The 16,132-nt window shown below is 64.6% G+C and carries 18 protein-coding genes; 5 read left to right on the top strand and 13 right to left on the bottom strand.

The features are described from left to right. Positions 1-237 precede the first annotated feature (237 nt). The 9 genes from FJ930_RS00850 to FJ930_RS00890 form a co-directional block, all read right to left on the bottom strand. Positions 238-1,149, bottom strand: a complete 912-nt coding sequence (locus tag FJ930_RS00850) for an anti-sigma factor (RefSeq protein ID WP_140748550.1) — start codon at positions 1,147-1,149, stop codon at positions 238-240. Beyond that, complete coding sequence (locus FJ930_RS00855) at positions 1,146-1,685, bottom strand: sigma-70 family RNA polymerase sigma factor (protein ID WP_141833782.1); 540 nt, start codon at positions 1,683-1,685, stop codon at positions 1,146-1,148. Before FJ930_RS00855 ends, FJ930_RS00850 begins: the two co-directional genes overlap by 4 nt. A 46-nt stretch (positions 1,686-1,731) precedes the next feature. After that, on the bottom strand, positions 1,732-1,992 hold the full coding sequence (locus FJ930_RS00860) for a hypothetical protein (RefSeq protein WP_141833784.1): 261 nt from the start codon (positions 1,990-1,992) through the stop codon (positions 1,732-1,734). 137 nt (positions 1,993-2,129) lie between these two features. Further along, positions 2,130-3,335 carry an aminotransferase class V-fold PLP-dependent enzyme gene (locus tag FJ930_RS00865; protein ID WP_141833786.1) on the bottom strand — a complete coding sequence of 402 codons (1,206 nt, stop codon included), beginning with the start codon at positions 3,333-3,335 and terminating at the stop codon, positions 2,130-2,132. Positions 3,336-3,360: 25 nt separating this feature from the next. Further along, positions 3,361-3,822: a RidA family protein gene (locus tag FJ930_RS00870; protein WP_140748538.1), complete on the bottom strand. Its 462-nt coding sequence runs from the start codon at positions 3,820-3,822 to the stop codon at positions 3,361-3,363. Positions 3,823-3,890: 68 nt separating this feature from the next. Beyond that, positions 3,891-4,685 (bottom strand): amino acid ABC transporter ATP-binding protein, encoded by a 795-nt coding sequence (locus FJ930_RS00875; protein ID WP_141833788.1) that lies wholly within the window; start codon positions 4,683-4,685, stop codon positions 3,891-3,893. Between the two features lie 4 nt (positions 4,686-4,689). Then, positions 4,690-5,340 carry an amino acid ABC transporter permease gene (locus tag FJ930_RS00880; RefSeq protein WP_141833789.1) on the bottom strand — a complete coding sequence of 217 codons (651 nt, stop codon included), beginning with the start codon at positions 5,338-5,340 and terminating at the stop codon, positions 4,690-4,692. A gap of 1 nt (position 5,341) precedes the next feature. Next, positions 5,342-6,007: an amino acid ABC transporter permease gene (locus tag FJ930_RS00885; protein ID WP_141833791.1), complete on the bottom strand. Its 666-nt coding sequence runs from the start codon at positions 6,005-6,007 to the stop codon at positions 5,342-5,344. A 78-nt stretch (positions 6,008-6,085) separates the two neighbouring features. Then, positions 6,086-6,916, bottom strand: a complete 831-nt coding sequence (locus tag FJ930_RS00890; RefSeq protein ID WP_181176553.1) for a transporter substrate-binding domain-containing protein — start codon at positions 6,914-6,916, stop codon at positions 6,086-6,088. A gap of 168 nt (positions 6,917-7,084) precedes the next feature. Between FJ930_RS00890 and FJ930_RS00895 the strand changes: the two genes are divergently transcribed. Then, positions 7,085-7,873: an IclR family transcriptional regulator gene (locus tag FJ930_RS00895; RefSeq protein ID WP_141833793.1), complete on the top strand. Its 789-nt coding sequence runs from the start codon at positions 7,085-7,087 to the stop codon at positions 7,871-7,873. Positions 7,874-7,884: 11 nt separating this feature from the next. Here FJ930_RS00895 and FJ930_RS00900 read toward each other — a convergent pair whose 3' ends face one another. Beyond that, the gene (locus FJ930_RS00900) at positions 7,885-8,088 is read right to left on the bottom strand and encodes a YdcH family protein (RefSeq protein ID WP_140748526.1); all 204 of its coding nucleotides are present in this window, start codon (positions 8,086-8,088) and stop codon (positions 7,885-7,887) included. A gap of 240 nt (positions 8,089-8,328) precedes the next feature. Here FJ930_RS00900 and FJ930_RS00905 point away from each other — a divergent pair, with 240 nt between their 5' ends. The 4 genes from FJ930_RS00905 to FJ930_RS00920 all read left to right on the top strand — a co-directional run bounded on the left by FJ930_RS00905 (position 8,329) and on the right by FJ930_RS00920 (position 11,920). Next, on the top strand, positions 8,329-8,508 hold the full coding sequence (locus FJ930_RS00905; protein ID WP_140608175.1) for a YdcH family protein: 180 nt from the start codon (positions 8,329-8,331) through the stop codon (positions 8,506-8,508). Positions 8,509-8,845: 337 nt separating this feature from the next. Further along, on the top strand, positions 8,846-10,099 hold the full coding sequence (gene ispG, locus FJ930_RS00910; protein WP_141833795.1) for a flavodoxin-dependent (E)-4-hydroxy-3-methylbut-2-enyl-diphosphate synthase: 1,254 nt from the start codon (positions 8,846-8,848) through the stop codon (positions 10,097-10,099). A gap of 5 nt (positions 10,100-10,104) precedes the next feature. Beyond that, positions 10,105-10,962 carry a lytic transglycosylase domain-containing protein gene (locus FJ930_RS00915; protein ID WP_141833797.1) on the top strand — a complete coding sequence of 286 codons (858 nt, stop codon included), beginning with the start codon at positions 10,105-10,107 and terminating at the stop codon, positions 10,960-10,962. Positions 10,963-11,143: 181 nt separating this feature from the next. Next, positions 11,144-11,920 (top strand): Stf0 family sulfotransferase, encoded by a 777-nt coding sequence (locus FJ930_RS00920; RefSeq protein WP_246676780.1) that lies wholly within the window; start codon positions 11,144-11,146, stop codon positions 11,918-11,920. Between the two features lie 6 nt (positions 11,921-11,926). Here the strand turns inward: FJ930_RS00920 and FJ930_RS00925 are convergent, their stop codons facing one another. The 3 genes from FJ930_RS00925 to FJ930_RS00935 form a co-directional block, all read right to left on the bottom strand. Beyond that, on the bottom strand, positions 11,927-14,263 hold the full coding sequence (locus FJ930_RS00925; RefSeq protein ID WP_141833802.1) for a response regulator: 2,337 nt from the start codon (positions 14,261-14,263) through the stop codon (positions 11,927-11,929). A 114-nt stretch (positions 14,264-14,377) separates the two neighbouring features. After that, on the bottom strand, positions 14,378-15,133 hold the full coding sequence (locus FJ930_RS00930; protein ID WP_141833806.1) for an SDR family oxidoreductase: 756 nt from the start codon (positions 15,131-15,133) through the stop codon (positions 14,378-14,380). 55 nt (positions 15,134-15,188) lie between these two features. Then, positions 15,189-16,106, bottom strand: a complete 918-nt coding sequence (locus FJ930_RS00935; protein WP_141833809.1) for a polyprenyl synthetase family protein — start codon at positions 16,104-16,106, stop codon at positions 15,189-15,191. Between the last annotated feature and the right edge of the window lie 26 nt (positions 16,107-16,132).

Genomic DNA, 16,132 nt, shown 5'->3' on the forward strand with positions numbered 1-16,132 from the left:
GGCGCGTCCCGGCAAACGCGCGCCGGTGTCACTTCTGGCGAGAGCCTCATAGGCCGGCAACCAGGATAACCGGATGAAATGGCTGCCGGCGAGGACTGCGCGCCGCGCGGCGTTTCTTGCCCGAATGGGCAGCTCCTGTTCAGGCGACGGAACCAGCGACCGCCGGTCTTCGCGGCCGTCGGCGGCGCGAATGCTCGCGTCCACCAGGATCGTTTGGGCCGTTTTCCTGAAACTGGGTCATACCGCCGCCTTGCGGAAACGGGCGACGAAGTCGTCGAGCTCCGGCCGCTCCATGTCGGAGATCGCCCAGTAGGAGAAGGCGCCGTCGCTCCACTGCACCATCGAGAAGCCACCCGACGAAAGGTCGTCGGGCTGGGTGATCCTGCCGCGCTGCTGCGGTTCGGCGACCAGCGTGATCAGGTGCTCGCGGTGGCGATAGACCAGGGCCGGAACCGGCCGGCCTGATATCACCTCGACCCGGCCACCAATCAGCGCGTAGCCGTCCTGGGCAAGATCCGGCGCCGGCGGCGACACGCCGATGCGGGCGTCGAGCCACGGCTTGACCGTATGGCGGTCGGACGAGACGATGTCGATCGGGCTCGCGGCAAGCAGGCTGCGGCGGTGGCCGCTGGCGACCGCCGCGGCAAAGCCGTCATCCACGCCGCTCTGCATCACCCATTGCGTCGCTCCGCTGGCCAGCACGGCGCTGATCATGATCGACGCGGCAAGTGCGCGCCAGTCGAACGAGCCGAAGCGGCGTGCCCCCGGCGATGGCCGCGTCCGCGACGGACGTGTCCCCGCGGTTCGTCTCTGGCCCGCGCCGGCGCCCGCAATCAATCCCGGCAGCGCCAACGGCGCGCCCTGCCGCGGCTCTGTCGCCTCGGCCTGCTCCTGCTGTTCGGTGCCCGCCATGCCGATCGCCGCGATGCGAGCCCGGAAGGCTTCGCTGACGTTGGGGCGCGGCAAACGGCTGACCGCGCCGCGCAAGGCAACGATACGGGCATGCTCGGCGGCAAGCCGGGGGTCGGCGGCGATGCGGCGCTCCACGGCAAGGGCGGCCGCGGCATCGAGTTCGCCATCAACAAGGGCGTGGATCATCAGTCTGATACCTTCGGGATCATTGGGCAGTCCGTCGTCATGGCTGGTCATGGCGCTCTCCCCAGTGCAGACGTAAGCAGGCCGCGAGCGCGGGCAAGCCTGGACATCACCGTGCCCATCGGGACGTCGAGCATGGCCGATATCTCGCGATAGCTGAGGCCGTTGATGTCGCGCAACACCAGCGTTTCGCGAAATGGCTGCGGCAATGCGGCGATCGCCGCCTCGAGTGCGGCCGTGTCGGCCCTGGCGATCAGGCTCGCCTCCGGGCCGTCCTCGTCCGGCAGGCTGGTGCCATGGGCCGCCGCCATGTCGTCGAGATCGCCGAGGTCGCCGACGGCCACCATGGCGCGCGGCCGGTTGCGCGACATCCAGGTGTAGGAGGTGTTGCGCACGATGGTCAGCAGCCAGGCGCGAGCGTTGCCGCCGGCATAGCCTGATATGCCGGCATGCGCCTTGATGCAGGCGTCCTGCACGACATCCTCGGCATCGGCTGCATTGCCGGTCAGCCAGCGGGCAAGTGACAGCGCGTCGCCGAGATGCGGCAGCACCACCTCGTTGAAGCGTTGTGCCAAGGCCCTCTCGCTCAAAGCAGCACCATGATCCGACACTCCGGGAGGAACAGGCCGTGCGCTTTCAAGCAAGGACGGTGATCTCGTCCTGCCTGCGCGGGCGAAACCCGCCGAAACAGGCAACGTCGCCTGCTGTGGCGAAAGTGAATTCATCTGCGTCACCAGTGTCAAGCGCCACGAGAAGGCGGGGCGCCACGAGAAAGCGGGGCGCCACGAGAAGGCGGGGCGCCATGGAGGAAAGAGCGGTGACGTTCATGCGCGCCAGCACGTGGCGGCGGCTGAAGCCGCTACCATGTTCGCCGCCGTCCGCGCGATGATGGCCCATGCCGATCTCCTCAGCGCCAGCAGTGGCGCATGCCGAGGAGACTTGTCGCGACCCCAATTTATTCCCGTCGCCGGTTCACAGTCGCGTGATCAGCCTGATGCAGCCGGTGAATTCTACCGGTGGACCGTGTCTGGCAGTCAATCCGGCCAGCGCAAAACGCCTGATGAATCCTTGCGGGCGGCTTTCATCGCATCGGCTGGACGATCCTTCGCGGTCAATATGGCCCGTAGCCGTTCGGCGACGATGTCGGCTTCGCCGGGATGAAGGTTGCAGGGGTCGAGGAAGAAATGGCCGCGTTCGACCTCGTGGTTGCGCACGATGATCGGCGGCGAGCCAGCGGCCAGCGCCGAGGCGAGGCCGGCGGCGGTGAAGCGGCTTTCCGGCCGCACGAAAACCTGCAGGCGGTCGAGCGGATTGGCGGTGGGGTCGGGTATGGTCTCGGCTGATATGCCGGGTATGCCCTGCAAAGCGCCTTTCCAGAGAGTGAGCGCGGCGTCCTCGCGCCGGCGGATACCGGCGTGATCGCGCTTCTCCCAGGCCTCCAGCGCCGCCATGGTGCCGGCTATGCTTTCCTTGCCGACCTTCATGGCGCGGGCGACGCCGCGGTTCTGCAGATAGGCGGCACGCACGAGGTCCTTGCTGCCGGTGACGATGCCGCTCGTCGGCCCGCTCAGGAATTTGTGGCCGCTGTAGATGACGATGTCGGCGCCGCGTGCCAGGAAACCGCGCAGATCGTATTCGGAAGCGGCATCGACGATCACCGGCACGCCCTTGGCGTGGCAAATCTCGCAGAACTCTTCCAGCGAGAGCATGCCGTACTGCACCGTGTGATGCGCAACGACGTAAAGGCCCGCCGCGGTGCGGTCGTTGATCGCCTCGCGCACGTGATAGTCCTGCGTCACGCTGACCGTGCCGGCAGGCACCACCTTGGCGCCGGCGAGGCGGACCGACTGGTCGATCGGCGCGCCGTAATTGACGATGTGGCCTAGCTGGATGACGACTTCCGATTTGAGCTCGCCGGTGTCGTCAGGCAGGCGCTCGATGGCGAGCAGGCTGGTACCCGTCATCGCGCCGGCGATCGCCATGGTGATGCCGCTGGCGCAGCAGGCGGTGATGAAGCCGGCCTCGCCGCCGGTGAGGCGTGCGACGACCGTGCTCGCGGCACGCTGCAGATCGTCCATCTCCACCCATTGCGAGGCGATTTCCGCCATGGCGCTGATCGCCTCGGGGACGATGATCGATGCACCGAGCGCGGTCATGGTGCCGGAGATATTGATGATCGGCCGCAAGCCGAGCCGTTCGCGGATGGTGGTGTTGGAGCCGGTGTCGGAATAGGTCTTCATGTGAGTGGATCCCGTGTGTGGCAGGTCAGGCGGCGATCTCGACGACCGCCTCGATTTCGACAGTGATGTTTCCAGGCAGCGAGCCGACGCCGATCGCCGAGCGCGCGTGGCCGCCGATCTTGTCGAAGACATCGGCGAACAGGTCCGAACAACCATTCATCACCTTCGGGTGATCGCTGAAGGTCGGCGTCGCGTTGACGAAGCCGAGCAGCTTGACGACGCGCACGATGCGGCCGAGATCGCCGGCGGCGGCATGCATGACCGCAAGCAGATTGAGCCCGGTCAGGCGGGCATGTTCATACGCCTGCTCGACGCTCACATCCTCGCCGACCTTGCCGGTGCAGAGCGTGCCGTCGGCGCGCAGCGGCCCCTGGCCGGACAGGAAGATCAGCCGGCCGCTCTCGGCATGGGTGACGAAATTGGCGATGGGGATCGGCGGCTCGGGCAGCGTCAGGCCGAGTTCGGCAAGCCGGGTATAAGGCGTCATGGAAGAAGGCTCCCTTGGTTGGCTTCAGCCATCCGATATTCAAAATGAGCGGCGTCGGCCGTCCAATGTCAGAAATGCGAGGCGCGGAAGCGCGCCAGGAAGGTGCGGAGGCGTTCGTTGCTGGTCTCCGCCGCGAGGATCTCCTTCGGCGGGCCGACGGCGCTGACGCCGCCATCGGCCATGAATACGATGCGGCTCGAAGCGTCGCGGGCAAAGGCCATTTCGTGCGTCACCATCAGCATGGTCATGCCGTCCTCGGCAAGGCTGCGCACCACGGCCAGCACCTCGCCGACCAGTTCGGGGTCGAGGGCGGAGGTGATCTCGTCGAGCAGCAGGATCTTCGGCTCCATCGCCACGGCGCGCGCGATGCCGACACGCTGCTGCTGGCCGCCGGACAGCTCCGCCGGCAGGCTGTCGGCCTTGTGGGCGAGGCCGACGCGGCCGAGCCAGTGTTCGGCGGCCTTGCGCGCCTCGGACTGGCTCTTTCCGCGCACCTTGGTGAGCCCAAGCATGATGTTGCCGGCCGCCGTCAGGTGCGGAAACAGGTTGAAGCTCTGGAACACCATGCCGGTTTCGGCGCGCATGGCGGCAAGGTCGCGTTCGCTGCGGCGCTGGCGTGTTCCAGCCTCGCGATAGCCGACCTCCCTGCCGTCGATGCGGATGGAGCCGCTGTCGTAGCTTTCGAGGAAGTTGACGCAGCGCAGCAGCGTGGTCTTGCCGCTGCCCGAGGGGCCGATGACCGTCACCACCTCGCCGCGCTTCACCTGAAGACTGACGGAGCGCAGAACCTCCACGGCGCCGAAGGCCTTGGAGACATCGCGCACGTCGAGCAGCGCGGAACTGGCGTTTGTGGCGTCGGACATGGTGCTATTCCCGGATGAAGGCAAAGCGCCGCTCGAGCCGCCGGCTGGCGAGCGAAAGCGCGTAATTGACCGCGAAGTAGATGAGCGCGCCCAGTATATAGAGCGGCATCGCCTCATAGGTGCGGCCGATGACTTGGTTGATGGCCTGCATCAGGTCGGTGATGCCGAGCAGCGAGACCAGCGCACTGCCCTTGACCGCGTCGGTGACGCCGTTGATCCAGGGCGGCAGGAAGCGCCTGAAGGCCTGCGGAAAGATGACCGAGGTGAGCCGCTGGGAGAAGGTCAGCCCGATGGCCATCGCCGCTTCCGACTGGCCCTTGGGAATGGAGGCGACGGCGCCACGCACATATTCCACCACCTGCGCGGTCTTGAACAGAGTGAGCGCCAGTACGGCGGCCCAGAAGGACGGCAGATGAAGCCCGGTCGCCGGCAGGCCGTAATAGACGAAGAACATCAGCACCAGGATCGGAATGCCGCGGATCGTGTCGGAGAAGATGCGCACCACCCAGCGCAACGGGGCAGGGCCATAGACCAGGCCGACGCCGAGCAGGACGCCGACGATGAGCGAGAGCACCACGACCAGCAGCGACACCCATAGGGTCACGGCGAAGCCTTGGGCGAGGAAGGGCAGGGCGTAGAGGATCTGGCTCAGCATGTCAGCGCGCCGCCCTGAACCGGCGCTCGACGAGTCTCAGCGCGAAAAGCAGCGCATAGCCGGTCACCAGATACATTGCCGTGGTGACCAGATAGACCTCGACGATGCGGAAAGTGTTGAAGTTGATCCACTGGGCGCCGTAGGTGAGTTCCGGCACCGAGATGACGGAGGCGATTGAGGTGTCCTTGAACAGCGAGATGAAGGTGTTGGAGAGCGCCGGCAGCGTGATGCGCAGCATGGTCGGCAGGCGCACGTGGAGCAGCCTTTGCCAGGGCGTCAGGCCGATAGCCTTGCCGGCATCGAGCTGGCCGCGCGGAACAGCCTCGAGGCCCGAGCGAAACACCTCGACCAGATAGGCGCCGCTATAGACCGACAGCGTCAAGACAAATGAGGTCGGCGCGCTGTAGGCCAGATCCACCACGGTCGGCAGGCCGTAGAAGACGAGATAGACGAGCAGGATCAGCGGCACGTTGCGGATGAATTCGACATAGGCGGCGATCGTCGCACGCACGACGCGCCCGGCCGAGACATACCAGACCGCCAGCACCAGCCCGATGACGATGCCGACGGCGATCGAGATCACGGCAAGCTCGAGGCTGAGCAGCAGGCCGCCCCACAGCTTGTCGAAGTGCCGCCAGATCAGGTTGAAGTTGAGGGCATAGCCCATGCGTCCGCCTCGGTGTGAAGGACATCGGAAGAAGCCAGGCGGAAAGGGTGCCGAATGCCGCCCCTTCCGCCTGCTGGATCAGATGACCGGGAAGCCGGGGTGGCGCGGCGGCGGCTCCTGGCCGAAATACTGCTTGAAGGCGGCGTCATATAGCGCCGTCTCATGGCCGAACATGGCGATGGTGAAGGTCTGGTCAACGAAGGTCAGCCAGTCCAGATCGCCTTGCCGGACCGCGGCGCCATAGAGCATCGAATACCAGCTCTTGCCGGCATCGAAATATTTGTCCGGATTGCGCGAGGCTAGCCAGCGCACGGTGGAGAGATCGACCGCGGCGGCGTCGACCCGTTTGGATTCCAGCGCCTGCAGCACGTTGGCCTGGGTGTCGATCTGCATCACCTGCGCCTGCGGCAAGGCGAAATGGACGGAGGACTCCGCGTCGACATTCTGCAGGATGGAAATGCGCGTCGCCGAACCGCCGGCAAGCAGCTTGTCGAAGGTCTTGTTCTCGGCGGTAGGAAGCGTCAGCAGCGCAACGCCTTCGACATAGTACGGCCTGGTGAAATTGATCAGCTGCGAGCGCTGCGCCGTCATCGTCATGAACTGGATGGTGATATCCACCTTGTTGGTGGTGACGTTGGGAATGCGCTGCGCCGGATCCTGCATGACGAACTCGACCTTGGTCGGGTCGTCGAAAAGCCCCTTGGCCAGAATCCGCCCCATGGTGATGTCCATGCCGACCAGTTCGCCGGCGTCGTTCTCGAAATGCCAGGGCGCGTTGGTGCTGCCGGTGCCGACGATCAGCTTGCCGCGGTCGAGCACGGTGCGCAGCAGGCTTTCGGACGCGGCCTGGGCGGCGGCCTTCTGGGCATCGACGGTTGCCAGCACGCCGGCCGTCGCAAGTCCCGCCATTCCCAATTTCAGAAAATCACGTCTTCCGGATGTGTCGTTCACGGCGACCTCCCTTCGTGTTGTGTTCCCTACGCACAGGTCATACACGCGACAGTGATCATTCCGATTGTCTCTTACAAGGGACGCATGTATCCTGTACAAGACAGATACTAACACCAGGAATCGACAATGCAAGATGGCAATGCCTTGGCTGTTTCAGACAGCGAGAAGATCTCGGGCTCCCGTGAAAAGGGCCTCAACCGGGTGCTCGAGATTCTGGAGTTTCTGCACACGACGCAAAGGGCGATCGGCATCGGCGATCTTGCCAAGGGGGTGAACGCACCCCGCTCGACGACCTACACGCTGGTGCGATCGCTGGTCGATGCCGGCCTGCTGGAAATGGCCGGCGATGGCAACCGCGTTTATTTCGGCAAGAAGCTCTATCTCTATGGAATGGATTATGTGCGCGGCAACGACCTGTTGCGGCGCGGGCGCCAGGAGGTCGACAATCTGTCGCGCGAGACGGGCGAGACCTCGGAATTGTGCATGCTGCAGAGCGGCCGCTACACAATCGTCCACTCAAGCCCGGGCACCAGGCCGTTCCGCATCAGCTCGGCCACCGGCCTGCAGATACCGCTCCCCTGGACCGCGTCCGGCCGGCTGCTTCTGGCGGGGCTGGAGAGGGCCGCGATCGAAAGCATGGTATCGGACGACGATCTCGTGCTGCCCGACGGCCGCAAGTTGCGGCTCGACGATTTTATCGCCGATATCGCCAAGGCGCGCGTCACCGGCTACTGCGTGACCTCGGGTCTGGTCGATGCCTACACCAAATGTCTTGCCGTGCCGGTCTTTTCAGCGCCAGGCAAGGTCGAGGCGACGATGTGCCTGGTGGTCCCCATCGATACGTCGCAGGAGCGGACCGGCAGCCTCATCGGCCTGCTGCGCGACCGCGCGGCCAGGCTCTCGATCGCAGGATAGGCGAACGCGCCTCAAGCGATGATGTCGGGAATGATCTTGTCTTCCAGCTTCATCAGCCGGTCTTTCAGCGCCAGCTTCTTTTTTTTCATGCGCTGGATCTGCAGCGGGTCGCAGCTCATGGCGATCATCGCGTTGATCGCCGCGTCGAAATCGGCGTGTTCCTGCTTCAGCCGGGAAAATTCGAGGCGAATATCGGCCTGTTCCTGATCGGACATTCTTTACCGTCTGCACGTCTGCGGCGCCCAAAACTGGGGCGTGATTGGGCGGGGGCGGCAATTTCTGCCACTGGCGCGCAGCCCATATCACATTTCACATTGTCGTGGAATGCTACCAAGCAGCATTCGACATCCCCGGCGGAAGGTGGCACAGTGTCATTGTGCCGTCACAGAAACGACCTGCGGTGGACGTGCCTTTGGCGGCTGCAATCGAGGAAACCATGAAAGGGAGAACCAATCATGTCTCTTGCATCCCATCTTGATGAGTTGCAGCGGAAACACGGCGACATCGAACGTGAAATCGATGACGCGATGAACCACCCGTCGGTGGACGACCTCGAAATCGTGAATCTCAAGCGACGCAAGCTGGCAATCAAGGATGCGATTGAGAAACTGAGGGCGCAGCCGACCACGCATTGACCCTCACCTGATATAGCCGCTCACCTCTCGCGGTCTTGCTTACCGGCGGCAATCGCCGCCGGTGCGGTTGGCTTTGATTTCCACGCCGCAGGCCGCAGCTAATATCCTTTCAGTCCTGTTGTGGGTCTTGCCCGCCAACGGGCCATGCATCCTTTTTAGGTCCTCCGCGGGATCAAATGCTGCCAGTGGCGACCTGTCGCCATTGACAAGCCGTCTTTGCTCCTCCACCTCATGCCCGGACTTCAGCGCATCGGCCCCCGGGAGTGCTTGTGCGTCCAAGCGGACGCACGGGGCTTCAGAGAGACGCGTAGCGCTCCAGAGACAAAAGGCTGCCGGCATGACGGGATATTTTTCCTTTCCCTTTCCCCGCCGCACCTCGGTCGGCGTCGACGTCGGCGGCGTGGTCGTCGGCGGCGGCGCCCCCGTGGTCGTGCAGTCGATGACCAACACCGACACCGCCGACATCGACCAGACGGTGGCGCAGGTGGCGGCGCTGCACCGCGCCGGCTCCGAGATCGTGCGCATCACCGTCGACCGCGACGAGAGCGCCGCCGCCGTGCCGCGCATCCATGAGCGGCTTCAGAGGCTCGGCATCGACGTGCCGCTGGTCGGCGATTTCCACTATATCGGCCACAAGCTCCTGGCCGCTCATCCGGCCTGCGCCGAAGCGCTGGCCAAATACCGCATCAATCCGGGCAATGTCGGCTTCAAGGACAAGAAGGACCGGCAGTTCGCGGCGATCGTCGAAATGGCGATCAAGCATGACAAGCCCGTGCGCATCGGCGTCAACTGGGGTTCGCTCGACCAGGAGCTGTTGACCCGGTTGATGGACGACAACCAGGACAAGGGCTTTCCGCTGACGGCGCAGGAAGTGACGCGTGAGGCGATCGTGCAGTCGGCGATCCTGTCGGCCGAGATGGCGGAGGAGATCGGCCTTGGCCGCGACAAGATCATCCTGTCGGCCAAGGTCAGCGGCGTGCAGGATTTGATCGCCGTCTATACGGAACTCGCCACCCGCTCCAACCACGCGCTGCATCTCGGCCTCACCGAAGCCGGCATGGGCTCGAAAGGCATCGTCGCCTCCTCGGCCGCCATGGGCATCCTTTTGCAGCAAGGCATCGGCGACACCATCCGCATCTCGCTGACGCCGGAGCCGAATGGCGACCGCACGCGCGAGGTGCAGGTGTCGCAGGAATTGCTGCAGACGATGGGTTTCCGGCAGTTCGTGCCGATTGTCGCGGCTTGCCCCGGCTGCGGCCGCACGACTTCCACCGTGTTCCAGGAATTGGCGCAGAACATCCAGGCGGACCTGCGCAAAAACATGCCGGTGTGGCGCGAAAGATATCCCGGCGTCGAGAACCTCAAGGTCGCCGTGATGGGCTGCATCGTCAACGGGCCGGGCGAATCCAAGCACGCCGATATCGGCATTTCGCTACCCGGCACCGGCGAGACGCCGACGGCGCCCGTCTTCGTGGACGGCAAGAAGGCGGCAACGCTGCGCGGGCCTTCGATCGCTGCGGATTTCGAGAAAATGGTCGCCGACTATATCGAGCAGAGGTTCGGGCGCGGCGGCAAGGCCGCGGCAGAGTAAGTCCAATGCGGCGGCGTTTCCCCTGGGCGACGCTGATCCTGTTGTGCGCGCTGGGCTGGCCGGCACTCGTTCAGGCCGATCCGCCGCAATCGGCCAAGCAGAGGCTGATCGACAAGGTCTGCAATCTGATCCAGGCCTATGCCGACCAGAACGGCTTGCCCAGGGATTTCTTCGCCCGGCTGATCTGGAAGGAGAGCCGTTTCGACCCCAACGCCGTCAGCCCGGTCGGCGCCGAGGGCATTGCCCAGTTCATGCCGGGCACGGCCAAGATGCGGGGGCTCGAAAATTCCTTCGACATCAACCAGGCGATCCCGGCGTCGGCGAAGTACCTGGCTGAAATGAAAACCAGCTATGGCAATCTTGGCCTCGCCGCCGCCGCTTACAATGCCGGCGAAAACCGGGTGTCGCGCTGGTTGGCTTCGGGCGGCTTCCTGCCGATGGAGACCGAGGGCTATGTCTTCGACATCATGGGCGAAGCGGTCGACAAGTTCTCCGACCGTTCCTATGCCGGAAAGGTCGAACCGCTCGACGCCAAGACGGATTTTGCCGTCGCCTGCCGCAAGCTGCCGGTGATCATGTCGCAGACCGTGGCGATGGCCTCGATCAACGTCAAACCATGGGGCATCCAGGTTGCCGGCAATTTTCGCCGCGGCGCCGCGATCAACCAGTGGCTGCGCGTGAGAAGCCGGTTTCCGGCCCTGCTCGCCAGCCATGATCCGGTGGTCAGCCGGGTGCGCACGCCGATGGGCCGGCGCGGCATCTACGCCGTCAGGATCGGGGTGGACGACCGCGCCGCCGCCAATGTCATCTGCCAGAAATTGCAGAGTGTCGGCGGCGCCTGCGTGGTGGTGCGCAACCGGTAATGACACTTTAGCGGCCGAATCCCACATTGATTTCCGGCCAGCAGGTGGTCGAATTATCGAACTCGACACCAGCCTGCTCACCCCGCTGGAATGCGCCCTTCGCATCAGCCAACAATTTCGCCTATAGGGACGTGGACTGGCCGGGTTTGCCCTGCCTGCGATGAACGACAAGGGCAGCGGGATGTTCGACGCATACATTATCTGCGGAACGCCGAGAACCGGCAGCACGTTGCTGTGCAAGCTCCTGGCAGCCACCGGGACGGCCGGCGATCCTCACTCCTTTTATCGGCGGCAGGACGTGTCGGAGTGGGCCGAGGATTGGAAACTGCCCGGCCGCGACACGATCGGCGAGATCGAATTCAACGTTGCCTATCTCAATGCGGCGATCATTGCCGGCAAGGGCGGGGCCGGCAAGGGCGGGACGGATGTCTTCGGCCTGCGCCTGATGCGCGAAAACCTGGACGAGCTTTCAGCTATACTCGACCAGATTTTCCCCGGGCATGCATCGGACAAAGCGCATTTCGAAATGGCCTTTGGCCGTATTCTCTACATACATTTGTCGCGCGAGGACAAGCTCGCGCAGGCTGTCTCCCTGGTGAAGGCACGGCAAACCGGGCTTTGGCATGTCGCTCCCGATGGGACCGAGATCGAGAGGGTCGGGCCTCCGGGGCAACCCCAGTATGACTTTCAGCGCATCAAGGCTGAGCTCACCGAGTTGGAGGCGTATGACGCGGCCTGGAACACATGGTTCGCGGCGCAAGGTGTCATCCCGCTACGGGTTGGCTATGAGAGCCTTTCCGCCGATCCGGCCGCCACAGTGCTCGGTATCTGCGAAGCCCTTGGAGTTCAGCCGCGTGACGGCGAAGATATCCGGCCAGGTGTCGCAAAGCTCGCCGACGAGACAAGCCTGGACTGGATGCGCCGCTTCCATTCGGACGCATCTGGCATCACGCAATGATGCGGATCACGCCGTCTTGGCCACCACTGTTTCACTGAGCCATGTGCCGATCTTGGCGCCGAGGCGATCGGGCGAGACCGGCTTGGGCAAATAGTCATCCATGCCGGCCTCGATGCACTTGTCGCGATCGCCTTTCAGCGCATGCGCGGTGACGCCGATGATCGGGATGCGGCCGCCCGACGAAGCCTCGATCGCGCGGATGGCGCGGGTCGCCTCGTAACCGTTCATCTCGGGCATCGAGACATCCATTAGAATCAGCTTCGGGTGCAGCGACCGGTACATCTCGACCGCCGTGCGGCCGTTACCGGCGATGCGGTAGCTCAGGCCCAGCCCGTTGAGGATCTGGCCGAACACCAGCTGGTTCACGTCATTGTCCTCGGCAATGAGGATGTCTATCGGGCCGTTCGGCGTGACGGTCGATTCCGGCGCTGTCACGACCGGCACGGCTGGCCCCCGGATGACCGTGAAGGCAGGCGGGGCCGCCGGCGGTGGCTGGATCGGCTCGCGAACGAATTGCGCCTTGCCGACCTGCGAGCGGGCCTTCTGGATGACCGAAATGACCGTGCCGAGCAGCACCGCCGAGCGCGCCGGCTTGGTCAGGTGCGCGGCAATGCCGAAGTCGATGATCATCTTGCCGAAATCGACCTGGTCGACCGAGGTCAGGATGACGATCGGGATGGCCGACAGCCGGCTGTCGGCGGCGATGGCCCGGGCGACATCGGCGCCGTTCATGCCGGGCATCTGGTAGTCGAGGATGATGCAGTCGACGCTGGCGCCCAACTGGCAGGCGCGATCGAGGAAGGCCAGCCCCACGGCGCCGCTTTCAGCGGCGGCGCAGTCAAAGCTCCAGCTTCTGAGCTGCTCGAGCAGGATCTCGCGGTTGACCGGATTGTCGTCGATGACCAGCACACGCGCGCCGGTGACATCGACCGGCACGATCGCGTCGCGCGCCTCGGCATGGTGCACGGGCAGCGGCACCGCGAACCAGAAGACGGAGCCGCGCCCGATCTCGCTCTCGACGCCGATCTTGCCGGCCATCAGGTCGACGAGGCGGGCGGCGATGGCAAGCCCAAGGCCGGTGCCTTCGTGACGGCGGGTCGAAGAGCCATCGACCTGGGCGAATTTCTCGAACACGTTCTGCAGTTTCTCGGCCGGGATGCCGATGCCGGTGTCCTCCACGCGCAGCTTGAGCTGGACGACATCGTTGACGGTTTCGCCGCCGACATCGATCAGCACATGGCCCTTTTCGGTGAACTTCACCGCGTTGCCGACCAGATTGGTGACGATCTGGCGGAAGCGGCCGGCGTCGCCGACGACATAGGCCGGCAGGCGCGGGTCGACGCGCACGATCAGCTCGAGGTTCTTCTCGGCGACGCGCGCCGAGACCAGTGTCGCGACATCCTCGACCGCTTCGGAGAGACGGAACGGGGCGGGGGCCAGCGTCAACTGTCCGGCATTGATCTTGGAGAAATCGAGGATGTCGTTGATGATGGTGAGCAGCGCATTGCCGGATTTGACGATAACGTCGGTGAAGGTCTTCTGGCGTGGGGTCAATTCGGTCTTGGCTAGCAGTTCGGCCATGCCGAGCACGCCATTCATCGGCGTGCGGATCTCGTGGCTCATATTGGCCAGGAATTCGGATTTGGCGCGGTCGGCGGCCTCGGCCTTGAACAGGGATTCGGCCGATTGGGCAAAGGCGCGGCGGATCGCCTGTTCCATCGGCCGGAAGATCCAGAAGGCGACGATGGCCAGGACGCCGAACAACAGCCCACTCGCCCATAAAAGCAGCCGGTCGCTGGACGCGTCGGCCAAATGACGCTCCTCATCCAATGCGGTGCGGACCCGCACCAGCATCGGTTGGACAAACAGGTCGTTCTGGTTGCGGATTTCCCGGTAGCTCCATTCATCCGCCTTCTGCGCCACCGACATCAGGTTGAGGTTGCGCACCATGTCGCGCGGCGACCAGAACAGGTCGCCGTTGACCGAGGAGGCTTCGAGTTCGTCGATGGTCTTGGCCGACAGGCGCTGATGTACCGCGGCGAGCTGGGCGGTCAGTGTGCCGATCTCGCTGGTCAGGCGTTCGGAATGGGCGCGCGCCGAAGCAGTCAGCGCATCGCGCGTTTCGTTGCGCCAGGCGGAGCCGGTGGTTTCGGCGAAGCTGGTCGCGTTGCGCAGGTCGCGGGTGAAGACGACGAGATTGCTGCTCAGCGCATCGACGTCATGACGAAAGGAATTGACACGGTCGAGCGCAACCATGATGGCCGTGGAAGCCAGCGCGAAAATCAGCAATCCTGAAAGATAACGAATCCGGACAAACCGGATGAAGGAAGAATATTCCGGCATGCGCAACCCCAACACATACGCATTATTCTAATGATCGGGATTACGCTTCATTTACATTAAGATTTCGTTCGCGCGCTCGGCGCGATTGCTCGTCCCGTGCGGCGGCGCCGCGAATCAGATCGATGCGGTGATGCCGCCGTCGACATAAAGGATATGACCGTTGACGAAGGACGAGGCATCGGAGGCCAGGAACACGCAGGCCCCGACCAACTCCTCCACCTTGCCCCAGCGGCCGGCCGGCGTGCGCTTTTCGAGCCAGGCGCTGAAGGCTGGATCGGCGACGAGGGCCGCGTTGAGCGGCGTATCGAAATAGCCGGGCGCAATGGCATTGCATTGCAGGCCGTGTCTGGCCCAGTCGGTCGCCATGCCCTTGGTCAGGTTGCCGACCGCGCCCTTCGTTGCCGTGTAGGGTGCGATGCCGGGGCGGGCAAGTGCGGTCTGCACGGAGGCGATGTTGATGATCTTGCCGCGGCCCCGCCTGATCATATGGCGCGCGACTGCCTGACCGACATGGAAGACGCTGGCGACATTGGTCTGCAGCAGGCGCTCGAACGCATCGGCGGGAAAGTCCTCGAGCGGCGTGCGGAACTGCATGCCGGCATTGTTGACCAATATGTCGATCGGACCGCCGGACAGCTCGAAATTGTCGATCGCCGAGCGGACCGCCTCATGATCGGTCGCGTCGAAGGCGAGCGTTTCCGCGCCGGGAATCTGTGACGCCGCGGCGCCAAGCTTTTCAGCATCACGACCGTTGAGGATCAGACCGGCGCCGGCTTGCGCCAGGCCCTTGGCCAAGGCGAACCCAATGCCCTGCGAGGAGCCGGTGACAAGCGCCCGGCGTCCGCTGAGATCGAACAGACTTGATGACATCGAAGCTGATCTCCCTTTTGCCTCTTGCCATGTACCACGAGCACAGGGCTCGCCGTCAGCTGTTGCGCGTTGCCACGAAGGTCGCGGCTTCCTTCAGCAGGGCCGCCTTGTCGCCATAGGGTTCGAGCAGTGCGTGCGCCTGGCCGACAAGGCCGTGCAGCTGGCCGCGCGCCCAGTTGGCGCCGTGCAGGGCCACCAGCGTTCCCTTGCCGGCGGCGGCGTCCTTGCCGGTCGCTTTGCCCATCTGCTTGACGTCGGCGGTCAGATCGAGCAGGTCGTCGGCAAGCTGGAAGGCGAGCCCGATGGCCGAGCCGAATTCGGCCAGCCGCTCACGGTCTTCCGCCGGAGCGCCGGCAACGATGGCACCCGCCTCGCAGGCGAAGCGGATCAGCGCCCCGGTCTTCATCGCTTGCAGCCGTATGATGCCGGTTTCGTCGGGCGGGATGCGCTCGGCTTCGAGGTCAAGGATCTGGCCGCCGACCATGCCGCCGGCACCGGCGGCTCGGGCAAGCGCCAGCACCAACGCCACCCGACGTTCGGCCGGCAGCACGGTCGCCTCGCCGGCCAGGATGTCGAAGGCCAGTGTCAGCAAGGCATCGCCGGCCAGGATGGCTGTCGCTTCGTCGAACGCCTTGTGCACGGTCGGCTGGCCGCGGCGCAGGTCATCGTCGTCCATCGCCGGAAGGTCGTCATGGATCAGCGAGTAGCAGTGCACGCATTCGAGGGCCGCCGCGACGCGCAGCGCCGCTTCGCCATCGGCGGAAAACAGGGCGGCGCTTTCCATGACCAGAAACGGGCGCAGGCGCTTGCCACCGTTCAGCACGCCGTGGCGCATCGCCGCCATCAGGCGATCGGGCCGCGTGATCTCGCCCGAAAGCGGTCGGTCGTCGAGCAACCGCCGCAGCAGCACCTCGACGGCGGCTGCCCGCCTGATGAGCGCCATTTCAAACGCCATTTCGTCATCATTCGCCATGGCCCGGAGCGGTAGCCGACACTCAG

The sequence above is a fragment of the Mesorhizobium sp. B2-4-15 genome (genome assembly GCF_006658505.1).
Lineage (GTDB): Bacteria > Pseudomonadota > Alphaproteobacteria > Rhizobiales > Rhizobiaceae > Mesorhizobium.

Excerpts from the sequence above, each read along its gene's own strand:
- FJ930_RS00915 (WP_141833797.1), top strand. The coding sequence starts at position 10,105 with ATGCGGCGGCGTTTCCCCTGGGCGACGCTGATCCTGTTGTGCGCGCTG.
- FJ930_RS00890 (WP_181176553.1), bottom strand. The coding sequence starts at position 6,916 with ATGGCGGGACTTGCGACGGCCGGCGTGCTGGCAACCGTCGATGCCCAG.
- FJ930_RS00880 (WP_141833789.1), bottom strand. The coding sequence starts at position 5,340 with ATGCTGAGCCAGATCCTCTACGCCCTGCCCTTCCTCGCCCAAGGCTTC.
- FJ930_RS00935 (WP_141833809.1), bottom strand. The coding sequence starts at position 16,106 with ATGGCGAATGATGACGAAATGGCGTTTGAAATGGCGCTCATCAGGCGG.
- FJ930_RS00905 (WP_140608175.1), top strand. The coding sequence starts at position 8,329 with ATGTCTCTTGCATCCCATCTTGATGAGTTGCAGCGGAAACACGGCGAC.
- FJ930_RS00860 (WP_141833784.1), bottom strand. The coding sequence starts at position 1,992 with ATGGGCCATCATCGCGCGGACGGCGGCGAACATGGTAGCGGCTTCAGC.
- FJ930_RS00865 (WP_141833786.1), bottom strand. The coding sequence starts at position 3,335 with ATGAAGACCTATTCCGACACCGGCTCCAACACCACCATCCGCGAACGG.
- FJ930_RS00895 (WP_141833793.1), top strand. The coding sequence starts at position 7,085 with ATGCAAGATGGCAATGCCTTGGCTGTTTCAGACAGCGAGAAGATCTCG.
- FJ930_RS00900 (WP_140748526.1), bottom strand. The coding sequence starts at position 8,088 with ATGTCCGATCAGGAACAGGCCGATATTCGCCTCGAATTTTCCCGGCTG.
- FJ930_RS00870 (WP_140748538.1), bottom strand. The coding sequence starts at position 3,822 with ATGACGCCTTATACCCGGCTTGCCGAACTCGGCCTGACGCTGCCCGAG.
- ispG (WP_141833795.1), top strand. The coding sequence starts at position 8,846 with ATGACGGGATATTTTTCCTTTCCCTTTCCCCGCCGCACCTCGGTCGGC.
- FJ930_RS00885 (WP_141833791.1), bottom strand. The coding sequence starts at position 6,007 with ATGGGCTATGCCCTCAACTTCAACCTGATCTGGCGGCACTTCGACAAG.
- FJ930_RS00850 (WP_140748550.1), bottom strand. The coding sequence starts at position 1,149 with ATGACCAGCCATGACGACGGACTGCCCAATGATCCCGAAGGTATCAGA.
- FJ930_RS00925 (WP_141833802.1), bottom strand. The coding sequence starts at position 14,263 with ATGCCGGAATATTCTTCCTTCATCCGGTTTGTCCGGATTCGTTATCTT.
- FJ930_RS00875 (WP_141833788.1), bottom strand. The coding sequence starts at position 4,685 with ATGTCCGACGCCACAAACGCCAGTTCCGCGCTGCTCGACGTGCGCGAT.
- FJ930_RS00930 (WP_141833806.1), bottom strand. The coding sequence starts at position 15,133 with ATGTCATCAAGTCTGTTCGATCTCAGCGGACGCCGGGCGCTTGTCACC.
- FJ930_RS00920 (WP_246676780.1), top strand. The coding sequence starts at position 11,144 with ATGTTCGACGCATACATTATCTGCGGAACGCCGAGAACCGGCAGCACG.